Genomic DNA, 13840 nt, shown 5'->3' with positions numbered 1-13840 from the left:
GAGCCGTCGGAGAACACCGCCGAGTTCAGCGTCGCGTAGAAATTGTCCGACGTCGGAACCACCGAGCCGAGATACTTCTGCACCAGTTCGGGGTGTTCGCGGATCGCTTCCGAGATCGGCATGAAGATCACGCCGGCCTTCCTCAGCTCGGCCTTGAACGTGGTCGCGACCGAGACCGAATCGAACACGGCGTCGACCGCGATCTTGCGGCGCGCCGGATCTTCCTCGCCGGGCTTGGGCTCGACGCCTTCGAGCATGGCGACTTCCCGCAGGGGAATGCCGAGCTTCTCGTAGGTCTTCAGAATCTCCGGATCGATCTCATCGAGCGAGGAGACCGTCTTCTTCGGCTTCGGCGCCGCGTAGTAATAGAGATCCTGGAAGTCGATCTTGGGATAATCGACGCGCGCCCAGGTCGGCTCGGTCATGGTCAGCCAGCGCCGATAGGCTTCCAGCCGCCACTGGAGCATCCAGGCGGGCTCGTTCTTTTTCTGTGAGATGAACTTTACGATCTCTTCCGAGAGCCCCTTGGGAGCCTTCTCGGTGTCGATCAGGGTCTCAAACCCATAACGATATTGGTCGACGTCAATCCCGCGGACCCGTTCGATCGTCTCCTGGACCGCAGCCATCTATCGCTCCGTTCGCAAGGCAGATTTCACAGCATGCACCATCGGCTTGACCTCAGGCCGGAATGCAGGTGTCGGGCACCGGACAGACGACCGCGCACTGCGCCGTGTCGAAATGGCCTTCGCACTCCGTGCACTTCTTCGGATCGATCACGTACATGTCGCGCTTGAGGCTGATCGCGGCGTTCGGGCACTCGAACTCACATGCGCCGCAAACCGTGCATTGTGAGGCGACGATCTTGTAGGACATGTGTTCGACTCCTTGAGCAGGTGATGCCGTCGAACATCTCCTTTCAAGCGCCGTGCCAATCGTGAAGAGTTGGAAATTCAACGACTATTTGCGCTGAGCCTTTGTCATGGCTCCGACAGCATGTCGCATCTGCGACAGTCGCCGTCAGAGCCGCTTGACCTCGACGCCGTACTTCTTCAGCGCGTAGCCGATTTGCCTCGGCGTCAAGCCCAGCAGACGCGCCGCCTTGGCCTGGACCCACCCGGACTTTTCCATGGCCGCAATGACGCGATCACGGTCAGCAACGCTCCCCATCAGCGACTCGGCGCCAACGTTCGACCCTGGCGCCACCGGCTCGACGGCCGGCGGAGATGCGCCGGCGGCCACGCGCGGGGCTGCGGCGGGAAGGACGGAGAGCGGCACGATCGGCAGGGAGCGTTGCGGTGCGAGCTCGGATCCGCCGTTCCACAACATCGCGGACAGGCACTGGCTGTGACAGCACGCGAAATCGTTCCGGACGATCTCGGGACCCGGCGCGAGCGTCGCCGTGCGCTGTACGCAGTTCTCGAGCTCGCGCACGTTGCCGGGGAAGCCGCAGCTCATCAGGACCTCGATCGCGTGCCGGTCGAAGCTCAGTGCGCGGCCGTTCTCGTTATTGAAGTTCTTCAGGAATTCGTTGGCCAACAGCGGAATGTCGCTGCGCCGTTCCCGCAGCGGCGGCAACATCATCGGCACGACGCTGATACGGTAATAGAGGTCGGCCCGGAATTCATTGCGCGCGACCGCCTCTTCCAGATTGCGGTTGGTCGCGGCGATGACGCGCACATCGACCTTGATGGTCTGGTTGCCGCCAACGCGCTCGAACTCCTGTTCCTGAAGCACCCGCAGAAGCTTGGCCTGGAACGATGCCGAGATCTCGCCGATCTCGTCCAGAAACAGGGTGCCCTTGTCGGCGAGCTCGAACCGGCCCTTGCGGGAATTGAGCGCCCCCGTGAAGGCGCCCTTCTCGTGGCCGAACAGTTCGGACTCCAGCACCGATTCCGGCAACGCGGCGCAATTGATCTTGATGAACGGGCGCTTGGCCCGCGGCGACAGCTCGTGAATGGCCTTCGCGATCAGCTCCTTGCCTGTGCCGGATTCGCCGCGCAGCAGCACCGTCGAGTTCGATTTGGCCACAACCGCGATCTTTTCGAGCAGCCCTCTCAACGCCGGACTGTCGCCGATGATCCCCTCGACCTGAACCCTGCGGCGATCCCGCGACGGCTTGAGCTCGGATAATTCCTTCTGAAGGCGATAGCTCTCGTGCATCAGCCGCTCGCGATCCTGCGCGACGACGCGGTGCAGCTTGACGGTCTGGCCGACCAGATTGGCAATCATCGTCAGCAGGCGGACGTCGGAATCGAGCCGGTACAGCGGCCGCTCGTCCCAGACCCTGTCGATCGTCAGCGTCCCGACCACCCTGGCGTCGATCCGGATCGGCACGCCGATGAACGACACCCGCGTCGTCTCCGAGGCGCCGAGGCTCTCCACGTCCGCCGGGCTGAAGGCGGGATGGGTCGCGACGTTCTCCGCGACCAGCGGCATCGCGGTCGCGACGATCTGGTCGATGGCCCGCTGCGGCAAGCGACCGCGATAGCGCTCGTCACTGCCCTCGCTCCAGCCCGCGCCCACCGCCAGGTCCGGAACGCCGTCGTCGGAGAGCAGCGCGACGATGCCGTGACGCATCTGGAGGAACGATTGCAGGAGGTTGACGACGTTGGCAAGCGTCGTCTCCAGCCGAGTCGGCGCCGTCAGGATCTTGGAAATCTCGAAGATGCCGGTCAGCGCGATCTCGTTCAGCGGCACGATCGGCGCGGTCTGATCGGCCTTGTCTCGTTCAACCGAGGGAGCAGCATTCAGCATGACGGAATCTCCGTTGCCTGTGACATCCTCCCGGCCGCATTCTCTGGAATTTGTCTTATTCTCATTCATGTCGTATCCAGAGTCGCGCTCAACTTGTCGGCATTGCTGCAAAAAGATTCCGTCGCACCTGCACGCTTTGTCATCCGATTCACGGAATTTACCGTCGATTTGCGTGACATGCTCAAGATCGCGATCTCCGCATTGATCCAGCGCAAATTCACAAAACTTCTCCGCGACCCGCAGGCGGCCGCCCGGTCACACGTGCTGCCCCCCGTTGATCGGCACCTCCGCCCCCGTGACGTAGCTCGCCGCATCCGAGCACAGGAAGAAGATCACCTTGGCGACCTCGTCCGGCGTGCCCACGCGATGCAACGGGATGATCGGCGCGAGCTGCGCTTCGGTCTCCGGCGACAGGATGTCGGTCTTGATCTCGCCGGGCGCGATCGCGTTGACGCGAATTCCGAACGGCGCATAGTCGTGCGCCATCTCCCGGGTGAGGCATGTAAGGGCGGCTTTCGACGTCGCGTAAGCGGTTCCAGCGAAGGGATGCACCCGTGAACCCACGATCGAGGTGACGTTGACGATCGAGCCTGCGGCGCGCTTCAGCTCGTCGACCAGACCTTGCGCGAACAGCACCGGCGCGAGCAAGTTGACATGGAACACGCTCATCCAGGTCTCAACCGGCGTCGTCAGCGAGTTCAACCTTGAGCCGTCCGCGGCCTTCGGCGAAATGCCGGCATTGTTGATCAGCGCATGCAGCGGCCCGCCATCGAGCCTCTCCTTGATTTCAGCGACCGCGCGCGGCAGCGCGCGATGGTCGCTCAACTCGATCTGCACATGGTTATCAGTCCCCGAATCCCAGGGACATCGATCACCGTCGAACGGCTGCCGGGAACAGGTGATAATCCGCCACCCGGCTTCGGAAAACAGCTTTCCCGTCGCATGACCAATGCCGCGCGAAGCGCCGGTCAGCACCAGCGTCTTTCGCTCGCCGCGTTGCGCATGCGACTTGTCGCCGTGAAACGGGCACAGCGCGACATCGCCTGCCGACCTACCGGCCGTCACACCGTCGCGATCCAGAAGATCGAGCGTCACCTGAGCTCCTCGCCGCATCCGACCGGACGCCTGACAATGACCATAGGCGCAACTTTGCAGGATTTGGGCCACGCGCGGCAGCTCAATCGCTGCGGTTTTCGCCGGTGAATGTCGGCTTCGCGACACATTGCAAGGTTCGCAACATCGCCGCGTTGGCTTCCGGACCAGGTCGGTCCATCGATGCGCGTCGCATCTTTCTCAGCGCTGACCGGCAGTTGAGAGCTGTTTTTCAATCGTTCCAAATGGCCCGGCTCTTGCTCTCCCCCTGTTCCAAACCTGATCGCGCCCTGCTGCACCCGATTCTGCAATGTGGTTTCAAATGCCCCAGCCGAACGACCATCGACTCTTCGCCGTCATCCTCGGCACCAACGAGATCGCATCCGCGATCGGCATCCAGCTGATGCGCGCCGGATATTGCGTGGTGCTATCGCATGATCCGGATCCGCCGGTGATCCGGCGCAAGATGGCCTTTCACGACGCGCTCTACACCGACACCGCGCAGCTCGAGGACGTCGTCGCGGAGCGCGTGGACGACGGCATGCAGGTCTATCGGGCCCTCAGCCGGCCGCCGCAGATCATGGTCACCTGGCTCGGCCTGCTCGACCTGCTTCCGGTTCGTCACATCGACTTGCTGATCGATGCGCGCCTGCAGAAGCGACGGGTTACGCCCGACCTGCGGCGGCTGGCTCGCCTGAGCATCGGATTGGGCCCCGGCTTCTCCTCGAGCTTCAATTGCGACGTGGCCGTCGAGACCCGACCGGGAAAGATCGGCCTCGCCGCCGACCGGAGCTGGACCGACACCGCCGACGGCGTTGCGAGCTCGCTTGGCAATGTCGGAGCGGAACGTTTTGTCTACTCTCAGCTCGCCGGCCGCTGGCGCACGCCTGTCGAGATCGGCACCCGCGTCTACAAGGGTCTCGTGCTCGGCCATCTCTCCGGCATCCCCGTACTCGCGCCGCGCGACGGCATTTTGCGCGGCATCGTGCGTGACGGCAGCGAGATCCCGGCCGGCGTCAAGCTGCTAGAAATCGATCCGCGCGGGCGCCATGCCCAATGGACCGGCACCGACGAGCGCGGCCGGTCAATTGCACGAGCCGTGCAGATGGCGGTCGGCTCGCATGCTGCCGCAACGAAAGACACGCCGGCGATCCACTCCCTGGCGGGCCATCGCATCTGAAGATTTGCACCAATAGGCGCCTGTCATCGCAACCCATCCAACTCCAAGCAACATCCGGCGCTTCTCTCATGATCATATGCTCCTGCAACGTCATCAGTGATCGCGCCATCAGGGACATCGTCACGTCCACGGAGGCAAGGCTCTCCTCGACCGCGCAGGTCTACGACTGCCTGGGCTGCATCGTGCGGTGCGGCCAGTGCTCCCGCTCCGTCAAACGTGTCCTCGATGAGTGCTCATCGGTCATCCCGAACTGTTCATTCAAGCAGAATTAGTGCCGTCAGACACGATCCAATCGTGCCCTGTGTGCCGCATCCTGCCGAACGGCCGCTCGCTATAGGCTCCCAACGACCCGGCGACATCGCCATCTCCAGCACGCAGTTCAATAGGTAGACACACGTCCGCAGCCTCGCGGCGCAGTTCGCCCGAGCTTTGCCTGGTCACTCCACCCTCTTGACCAAGAGGGCGCAGGGAAGGCCGGGTGCCGGCTGGCACCCGCGGTCCGCTGCGCGAAAGTGTGGCGCAGGAAAACCGCACAGCAGCATACAGGTGTAGCCAATCACTCGGCCTTCCCTGCGCAGTGGTTTGACGGCTTATGCCGTGCTCTCCCGGGAGCCGAATTCCCTCTGGCCTCCCTCGCCTCGCAGATTGACGATGCCGTCCGCCCGGTTGGGCTCGCTGACACCTCCACGACAGGCTTGACCGTAGCAACGACGGCCAGGACCACACGGTTTTGCCGTACGCGCATTCGCCCGACGCCACAGGGTTTCCCGGCGCTGTCGACGTTGCCGGGAAAATATTGGCGAGACGAACCTTCAGCGCCGCTCATCCACACGCGGTTTCGAGCTCACAGGGACTACCCGCCCTGCCCGCACCATCTCGTGCCGACGCTGCCGCGTCCACCGCAAGCCCGGCTCTCGATCAGTGACGACGTACGATCGCCCCTCCAGGTCGAGCCGGGATGGGCGACGAATACGATAAATCCGAATTCTTGTAAAGCGAAATCTTTTTGCCGGACAGCGTTGACAGCAGGGCGACACAGGCCGGACGCGGCGTAACGCGCTTGGCTACGGCGGCAGGTTCCGCACGCATACGGCCGCACCTGTTGCACCGCGGAACGATTTGCGACGCACCATTCAAAATGAGACTGCCCGTTAAGCCGCAGATGGCTCCGACGCGTGCGCTGCATCCGAGTTCGGTTAGCCTCCATCCCAAGAACCGCACGCCTTGAACCGCACGCCTTGCCAAAACGCCGCACCGCGCGGCGATGCGCGAGCGCGCGGTGAAAAACAGCGACACAAACGCCCCAGGGAGGAGAGCAATGTTGAAAGGCAGTCTAGGACTGATCGCGTTGAGCAGCCTGTTGTTGTCGGGCACCGCATTCGCGCAGGAGAAGATCAAGGTCGGCGTCACCGCGACGCTCGAAGGCACCTACACCGTGCTCGGCGAGGATGGCATCCGCGGCTTCCAGACGGCACTCAACGTGCTCGGCAAGAAGGTCGGCGACAAGGAGCTCGAATTCATCATCGCCTCGACCGACGCGACGCCGGACTCGGCGGTCCGCGCGGTGCGAAAGCTGATCGAGCAGGACAAGGTGCAGATACTGCTGTCGCCGCTGTCCGGCGACGAGGGCATCGCGGTCAAGAACTTTGCGAAAACCCATCCGGAGCTGACCTTCATCAATGCCGCCTCCGGCGCCCAGGAAACGACCTATGTCGATCCGGCGCCGAACTTCTTCCGCTACAACATGGACGGCGCGCAGTGGCAGGTCGGCCTCGGCAAATACGCCTATGACGAAAAGAAGTATCGCAAGATCGCGACCGTCGGCGAGGACTATTCCTTCATCTACACCCAGGTGTTCGGGCTCGTGCTCGAGTTCTGCGGCGCCGGCGGACAGATCACCAATCGGCAATGGGTGCCGCTCGGCACCAAGGACTTTGCGTCCGTCATCGCCGCCCTGCCCGACGATGTCGACGCGATCTATCTCGGCCTCGGCGGCGCCGACGCCGTCAACTTCCTCAACCAGTACCAGCAGGCCGGCGGCAAGGCGCATCTGATGGGCGGCTCGATCATGATCGACCAGACCATCCTGTCGTCCAAGGGCAATGCCAAGAGCGCGCTGGTCGGCACGCTGGCTGCGAGCGGCCAGGCCGACACCTGGGAGGATCCGGGCTGGCAGAAATTCGTGAAGGACTATCAGGATGCGTTCCCGCCGAACAAGCGCTTCCCGAGCCCGTCGCTGCTCGCCACCAACTATTACGGCTCGACCATGGCGCTGATCCTCGCACTGCGTCAGGTCAATGGCGACCTCAGCGACAACCAGTCCAAGTACAAGGCCGCGCTCGCGAAGATCGAGCTCGACGCGCCCAACGGCAAGATCAGGCTCGACTCCAACCGCCAGGCGATCGGCACCAACTTCGTCACCGAGGTCGTCGACGACGGCAAGGGCGCGCTGTTCTCCAAGGTCGTGAAGGTGATCCCGAACGTAAACCAGACGCTGGGTTACGATCCCGCGGTGTTCGCCAAAATCGGTTTACCGAGCCGTACAGTACCGGAATGTAAGAAGTACTGACGTAGTCGCATCAGCGACGCCATGACTGGCCGGGGAGAGATTTGCAAGAGCGCGACACGTGCGCCCTTGCATTCTCTCCCCGGTTGTTGAACGCTATCAAAAAAAGACAAAAGCTTCTGGGAGGGAAGGCATGAGCCGGGCGCTCGCCGTCTTCCACGGCCGCTTCGGCCGGGCGACGGTTTATCAGTTGAACCGCCCTTTCAACATCCACGCGCATCGCGAAGGTCATTTGATCTTCCATGTCGGGGGCCGTCCCGCATGCATCGATGTCAACGACGGACGTTATGAGCTCACCGAGGGCTCCGTCGTCGCGATCAATCCGTGGGAACCGCATAATTTCCTGCCGTCCGACCTCGACGGTGGTGCCGTCTTCTTCGTGCTCTATGTCAACTCGGAGTGGTTCGCGCCCGATGCGCCTGGCGCCGATCGCCTGCGCTTCGGCCGAACCCAGTTCACGCGCTCGGTTGCGCTGGACAAGCAGATCAGGCACGCAGCAGCCCTTGTGTGCGGTGCACCTTCGCTCAATAGCCTCGATGGCGAACTGAGACGACTGATCGACGTCTGCTACGACGAGAGCTGGCAGCAGGCCGAGCTCACGCGCGATCCGCGCGCCAACGGCTCCGTCACCGATTTTCGCGTGCGCAAGTGCATCAAGATGATGTCGGAGAGTCCCGGCGCCGAGATCGAGCTCGATACCATCGCGCGCGAATCCGGCCTGTCGCGACCGCATTTCTACAGGCTGTTCCGCACCCAGACCGGCGTCACGCCGCACCTCTATCTCAACACGCTGATGATGGAGCAGGCGCTGGAGGCACTGGTGACGAGCGAAGCCCCCATCGCCGATATCGGCTTCGATCTCGGCTTCTCCTCGCAGAGCGGTTTCACCCGCTTCTTCGCCGCCAATGTCGGAATGGCGCCGACCGATTATCGCCGCGCGGCCAAGGTTTTGCGCGGCTGACGGGCGCGCGAAAAGATACTCACGATCAAATGCGCCCCCATCAGCCCTATTAGGATGTGCGCAACGCGATCCCGACACGAGGATTCGCGATCGATAGGGAGCGCACGTTCATGGCAGGGCTTGCGGCCGGCAACGGTCTGCGTGCCCCCTCACCTCGCTTGCAGGGAGAGGGTTTGAATGACGTGACGACGGAGCGGCGATCATGACCCGCTTTGTCGAGCGCCATCCCGCCTGGGCGTTGGTCATCATCATCGCGGTCGCGGTCGCGCTCTGGCTGATCTTCGCGGTGTGGCCGCCCGGCCTCGAAGAGGCGATCGGCCGCAAGCGCGTGTTCCTCAACGCCCTCTTCAACGGCATCACGCTTGGCGGTCTCTATTTCCTCGTCGCCAGCGGCTTCACGCTGATCTTCGGCCTGATGCGCAACGTCAACCTCGCGCATGGCTCGCTCTACCTGTTCGGCGGCTATGTCGGCTACGCCATCAGCGCCTCGACCGGCTCCTGGATCCTGTCGTTCATTGTTGCCTTTATCCTCACCGCGCTGGTCGGCGTCCTGCTCCAGGTCCTCGTGTTCCGCCGCATGGAGGGACAGGATCTGCGCCAGACCATGGTCACGATCGGGCTTTCGATCGTGTTTGCCGACCTGATGCTGTGGGCCTGCGGCGGCGACTTCTATCAGATCCAGACCCCGAGCTGGCTGGTCGGTCCGATCGAGCTGCCGCTGCTCACGGCCATCAAATCTTCCGGCGAGCCGGTTTATCTGCGCTATCCGCTGGTGCGGCTCGTGATCTTCCTGGCCTCGGCGATCATCGGCATCGCGATGTGGCTCGCGCTCAACCGCACCCGGATCGGCATGATCATCCGTGCCGGCGTCGACGATCGCGACATCCTGGCTGCAACGGGCGTGCGCATCCAGATCGTTTTCGTGCTGGTCTTCGCGCTCGGCGCCGGCCTTGCCGGAATCGCCGGCGTGGTCGGCGGCACCTTCCAGTCACTCTCGCCCGGCGAGGACATCCGCTTCCTGCTTGCCTCCCTCGTCGTCGTAATCGTCGGCGGCATGGGATCGATCCCCGGTGCCGCGCTCGGCGCGCTGATCATCGGCCTCGCCGAGCAACTCGGCTCGGTCTACATCCCGACCTACGCCATCGTCGTGACGTTCCTGATCATGGTGCTGGTGCTGGCGCTTCGGCCGCAGGGCCTGCTTGCGAGGCGCTGACATGTCGGTCACCCACGACGCTCGCATTCAGGTCCGCAGCCCCGCCGCAACAGCGCAGCGCCCGGCCGTGCACGGCTGGCCCGACATCAACAATCCCGCTGCCTGGATCGTGGCGGTCATCCTGCTGATCATGCCGCTGATCGCCAACGGCTTCTTCCTGATCGAGATCTTCGCGACCACGCTCATCCTCGGCACCATCGCCCTCAGCCTGATGTTCCTGGCCGGCTATGGCGGCATGGTCAGCCTGATGCAGCTCACCATCGCGGGCTTCTGCGCTTACATGGTCGCGGTGTTCGGCGTCAGCGGCAACGCCAATATCAGCCTCGGCTGGCCGTGGTGGCTGGCGGTGCCGATGGCACTGGCGCTCGCGACCATCTTCGGCACGCTCGGCGGCGCGCTCGCGGTGCGCACCGAGGGCATCTACACCATCATGATCACGCTGGCGATCGGCGCGGCGTTCTACTATTTCACCAACCAGAACTGGGCGATCTTCAACGGCCACACCGGCATCAATAACGTCTCGACGCCGCATTTCTGGGGCGTCAACTGGCGCGCCGACATTCCGTTCTATTACATCGTGCTCGCGGTCGCCGCGCTCTGCTATTTCGCGGTCGACTACATCTCGCGCGCGCCGTTCGGCCTCGCGCTCCAGGGCGTGCGCGACAACCCGCGCCGCATGGCCGCACTCGGCTTCAACGTCAATGCGCACCGCGTTGCGGCCTATGCGGTGGCGTCCTTCATCGCGGGTCTCGCCGGCGTGCTGCAGGTCTGGAACTACCGCCAGATCTCACCGGGCACGGTCAGCGTCGGCGCCTGCATCGACGTCCTCATCATTGCCATCGTCGGCGGCATCACGCGGCCGATCGGGCCCTATATCGGCGCGCTAGTCTTCGTCCTCCTGCGCACCTTCGCGCTCGACTTCCTGGTCAAGATCGGGCTCGACGGCAACCGCTTCCGCCTGCTGATCGGGCTCGGCTTCCTCGCCATCGTGTTCTGGTCGTCGGACGGCGTGATCGGCCTGTGGCAACGCTGGCGTCAGAGCCAACGTCGCGAGGCGGATCGTCCGGGCGGAGGGCGCGGCCATGGATAGCGTCGCCCAGCGCCTCTCCGCCGTCGGTGCCGGTGCAGCGCTCGAGCTGCGCGGAGTCACCCGGCTGTTCGGCGCCCTGGCAGCGCTCACCGACGTCACCATAACCGTGCGCCCAGGTGAACGCCGCGCGGTGCTCGGCTCCAACGGCGCCGGCAAGACCACGCTGTTCAACTGCATCACCGGCGACTTCCCGCCCTCCTCCGGCACGATCCGCTTCTTCGGCGAGGACGTCACGCACTTCCCGCCCTATGAGCGCATCCGCCGCGGGCTCAGGCGGACCTATCAGATCTCCGCGCTGTTTCCAGGGCTGACCGTCCAGGACAATGTCTACCTCGCCTGCCGCGGCGTCTCGCGCGGACGCTTCTCGTTCCTGCGTCCCGGACAGAACGACGCGCTGATGCACGCGGCCGACGGTCTGGTGCAGGCCGTGCATCTCACCGCCGTGAAGGACCATCGCGTCGCCGAGCTCGCGCACGGGCAGCAGCGCCAGCTCGAGATCGCGCTGGCGCTTGCCGGTGCGCCGCGCTTCGTGCTGTTCGACGAGCCCGCCGCCGGCCTCTCGCCGACCGAGCGGGCCGAGCTGGTCGAGATCCTGACCTCGCTGCCGGCCCATATCGGCTACATCATCATCGAGCACGACATGGACGTGGCGCTGCGCGTCGTCGAGAGCGTGACGATGATGCACAACGGCCGCATCTTCAAGGAAGGTCTGCCGGAAGAAATCCAGTCCGACCCCGAGGTGCAGGAACTTTATCTCGGAGGCGGCCATGAGTGAGGTCCGCCGCTCTACCGCAGCGCTCGAGGTCCGCGGCCTCGATGTCTATTACGGCCACTCGCACGCGCTGCAAGGCGTCGACCTCACGCTCGATGCCGGCGTGTTCTCCGTCGTCGGCCGCAACGGCATGGGCAAGACCACGCTGTGCAAGGCGATCATGGGCCTGGTGCCGGTCAGCGGCGGCTCGATCCGCGTCCGCGGCGAAGACATCACCCGGCGGCCGCCGGCCCATATCGCGCGGCTCGGCGTCGGCTATGTGCCACAGGGCCGCCGGCTCTGGCGCTCGCTCAGCGTCGACGAGCATCTGCGGCTGGCCGGCGGGATGCGGCCCGGCGCCTGGACCGTCGAGCGCATCTACGACACCTTTCCGCGGCTCGCCGAGCGCAAGGATCATGGCGGCGGCCAGCTCTCCGGCGGCGAGCAGCAGATGCTCGCAATCTCGCGCGCACTCCTGACCAATCCGCATCTCCTGATCATGGACGAGCCGACCGAAGGGCTTGCGCCCGTCATCGTCGCCCAGGTCGAAGAGATGCTGCTGCAGCTTGGCGAGGACGGCGACATGTCCGTGCTCGTGATCGAGCAGAACATCGGCGTCGCCACCGCGATCTCGCGCAATGTCGCGATCATGGTCAACGGCCGCATCAACCGCATCATCGATTCGGTGCGGCTCGCCGCCGATCGCGAGCTCCAGCAGCGGCTGCTCGGCGTCGGACTGCACGCCGAGCTCGAGCCCGACCCTGATGTGCCGGCGGCCGGCGGTGACGCAAAGCCGGCTCCGCAACCCGCGCGCGCGAGCGGCCCGATCCGGATCTACATCTCCAACCCGACGCCGCCGACACGCTGGTCGCAGCCGGTCCCGATCGGACGGATCGAAGCGGCGGCGCGGACATTGTCGACGCAGGTCGCGCGCCTCGACGAAACCGCGCGGCGCAAGCGCGAGCCGATGACGGCCCAGACCTCCGGGCCACCGGTGGTCCTGGTCGTCGGCACGCTCGACACCAAGGGAACCGAACTCCGCTTCATCCGCGATATCATTGCGGAGAGCGGCCTCCGGACCAGGCTGGTCGATGTCTCCACTGGCGGCAAGCATGCGACCTGCGATGTCTCCGCGCAGGAGATCGCCCTGAACCACGGCCGCGGCGGCTCGGCGGTGTTCGGCCCCGACCGCGGCGCTGCGGTCACCGCGATGGCCGATGCGTTCGCCAACTGGATCAAGCGCCAGGGTAACATAGCCGGCGTCATCTCGGCCGGCGGCTCCGGTGCCGCCTCGCTGGTCGCGCCCGGCATGCGCAGCCTCCCCGTCGGCGTGCCTAAGCTGATCATCTCCTCCGTCGCCTCGGGCGATGTCGCGCCCTATGTCGGTCCCGCCGATATCACCATGATGTACTCGGTCACCGACGTTCAGGGGCTCAACTCGATCTCGCGCGCGGTGCTGTCGAACGGCGCCAACGCAATCGCCGGCATGGTCAAGGCCCGCCTCGACCAGCGCGGGGCCAATGGGCGTGCCGCAAGCGCTGCGCTGCCGGCGGTCGGCATCACCATGTTCGGCGTCACCACGCCGGCGGTGCAGAAGATCGCGGCCGATCTGCGCGATGATTTCGAATGCCTCGTCTTCCACGCCACCGGCGTCGGCGGCCGCTCGATGGAGAAGCTCGTCGACTCCGGCCAACTCGCCGGAATCATCGATCTCACCACGACCGAGATCTGCGATCTGCTGATGGGCGGCGTATTCCCGGCCACCGACGACCGCTTCGGCGCGATCATCCGTACCCGCGTGCCCTATATCGGCTCGGTCGGCGCGCTCGACATGGTCAATTTCGGCGCGCCCGACACCATCCCCGAGCGTTATCGCGGTCGCAAATTCCACGTCCACAATCCGCAGGTCACGTTGATGCGGACCACGGCCGAGGAAAACGAGCGCATGGGCCGCTGGATCGGCGAGCGGCTCAACCAGATGGACGGGCCGGTGCGATTCTTCATGCCCGAGGGCGGTGTCTCCGCCCTCGATGCCCGCGGCCAGCCGTTCTGGGACCCCGATGCCGATGCCGCCCTGTTCCGCGCGCTGGAGCGCACGGTGCGCGCGACCGGCAACCGCCAACTGATCCGCGTCAAGCAGAACATCAACGATCCCGAGTTCGCCTCGACCATTGTAAGCGCGTTCCGAACGCTGTTCGGCCGCGCCGGGGCGCGCCGGAGACTAGCGAGGTGA

11 protein-coding genes and 1 pseudogene are annotated in these 13840 nt (G+C 64.6%); 8 read left to right on the top strand and 4 right to left on the bottom strand.

Annotation, left to right across the window (positions count from 1 at the left end):
* From VGR99_RS13465 to VGR99_RS13450, 4 genes and pseudogenes are all read right to left on the bottom strand, one after another.
* A pseudogene (locus tag VGR99_RS13465) lies at nucleotides 1–626 on the bottom strand (Fe-S cluster assembly protein SufB); the annotation flags it as partial.
* Between the two features lie 52 nt (nucleotides 627–678).
* Entirely contained in the window at nucleotides 679–873 is a 195-nt protein-coding gene (locus VGR99_RS13460; RefSeq protein WP_092184483.1) for a 4Fe-4S dicluster domain-containing protein, read from the bottom strand.
* Between the two features lie 144 nt (nucleotides 874–1017).
* A complete protein-coding gene (gene nifA, locus VGR99_RS13455) occupies nucleotides 1018–2754 on the bottom strand; it encodes a nif-specific transcriptional activator NifA (RefSeq protein WP_326898847.1) in 1737 nt (578 codons plus the stop codon).
* Between the two features lie 255 nt (nucleotides 2755–3009).
* Nucleotides 3010–3849 carry an SDR family oxidoreductase gene (locus tag VGR99_RS13450; protein ID WP_326898846.1) on the bottom strand — a complete coding sequence of 280 codons (840 nt, stop codon included), beginning with the start codon at nucleotides 3847–3849 and terminating at the stop codon, nucleotides 3010–3012.
* Nucleotides 3850–4168: 319 nt separating this feature from the next.
* Between VGR99_RS13450 and VGR99_RS13445 the strand changes: the two genes are divergently transcribed.
* From VGR99_RS13445 to VGR99_RS13410, 8 genes are all read left to right on the top strand, one after another.
* Entirely contained in the window at nucleotides 4169–5026 is an 858-nt protein-coding gene (locus VGR99_RS13445) for a xanthine dehydrogenase (protein WP_326898845.1), read from the top strand.
* Nucleotides 5027–5094: 68 nt separating this feature from the next.
* Nucleotides 5095–5298: a (2Fe-2S)-binding protein gene (locus VGR99_RS13440; RefSeq protein ID WP_326898844.1), complete on the top strand. Its 204-nt coding sequence runs from the start codon at nucleotides 5095–5097 to the stop codon at nucleotides 5296–5298.
* Nucleotides 5299–6344: 1046 nt separating this feature from the next.
* Nucleotides 6345–7595 carry an ABC transporter substrate-binding protein gene (locus tag VGR99_RS13435; RefSeq protein WP_326898843.1) on the top strand — a complete coding sequence of 417 codons (1251 nt, stop codon included), beginning with the start codon at nucleotides 6345–6347 and terminating at the stop codon, nucleotides 7593–7595.
* 130 nt (nucleotides 7596–7725) lie between these two features.
* Entirely contained in the window at nucleotides 7726–8553 is an 828-nt protein-coding gene (locus tag VGR99_RS13430; RefSeq protein ID WP_326898842.1) for an AraC family transcriptional regulator, read from the top strand.
* Between the two features lie 202 nt (nucleotides 8554–8755).
* Nucleotides 8756–9766, top strand: a complete 1011-nt coding sequence (locus tag VGR99_RS13425; RefSeq protein ID WP_326898841.1) for a branched-chain amino acid ABC transporter permease — start codon at nucleotides 8756–8758, stop codon at nucleotides 9764–9766.
* 1 nt (nucleotide 9767) lies between these two features.
* Nucleotides 9768–10856 (top strand): branched-chain amino acid ABC transporter permease, encoded by a 1089-nt coding sequence (locus VGR99_RS13420; RefSeq protein ID WP_326898840.1) that lies wholly within the window; start codon nucleotides 9768–9770, stop codon nucleotides 10854–10856.
* Complete coding sequence (locus tag VGR99_RS13415) at nucleotides 10849–11631, top strand: ABC transporter ATP-binding protein (RefSeq protein WP_326898839.1); 783 nt, start codon at nucleotides 10849–10851, stop codon at nucleotides 11629–11631. The genes VGR99_RS13420 and VGR99_RS13415 overlap by 8 nt, the downstream gene beginning before the upstream one ends.
* A complete protein-coding gene (locus tag VGR99_RS13410) occupies nucleotides 11624–13840 on the top strand; it encodes an ABC transporter permease (protein ID WP_326898838.1) in 2217 nt (738 codons plus the stop codon). Before VGR99_RS13415 ends, VGR99_RS13410 begins: the two co-directional genes overlap by 8 nt.

Source organism: Bradyrhizobium sp. (assembly GCF_035935975.1).
Lineage (GTDB): Bacteria > Pseudomonadota > Alphaproteobacteria > Rhizobiales > Xanthobacteraceae > Bradyrhizobium.
Note: the sequence above shows the minus strand (reverse complement) of the source record. Positions and strands in the feature narration are given on the sequence as shown.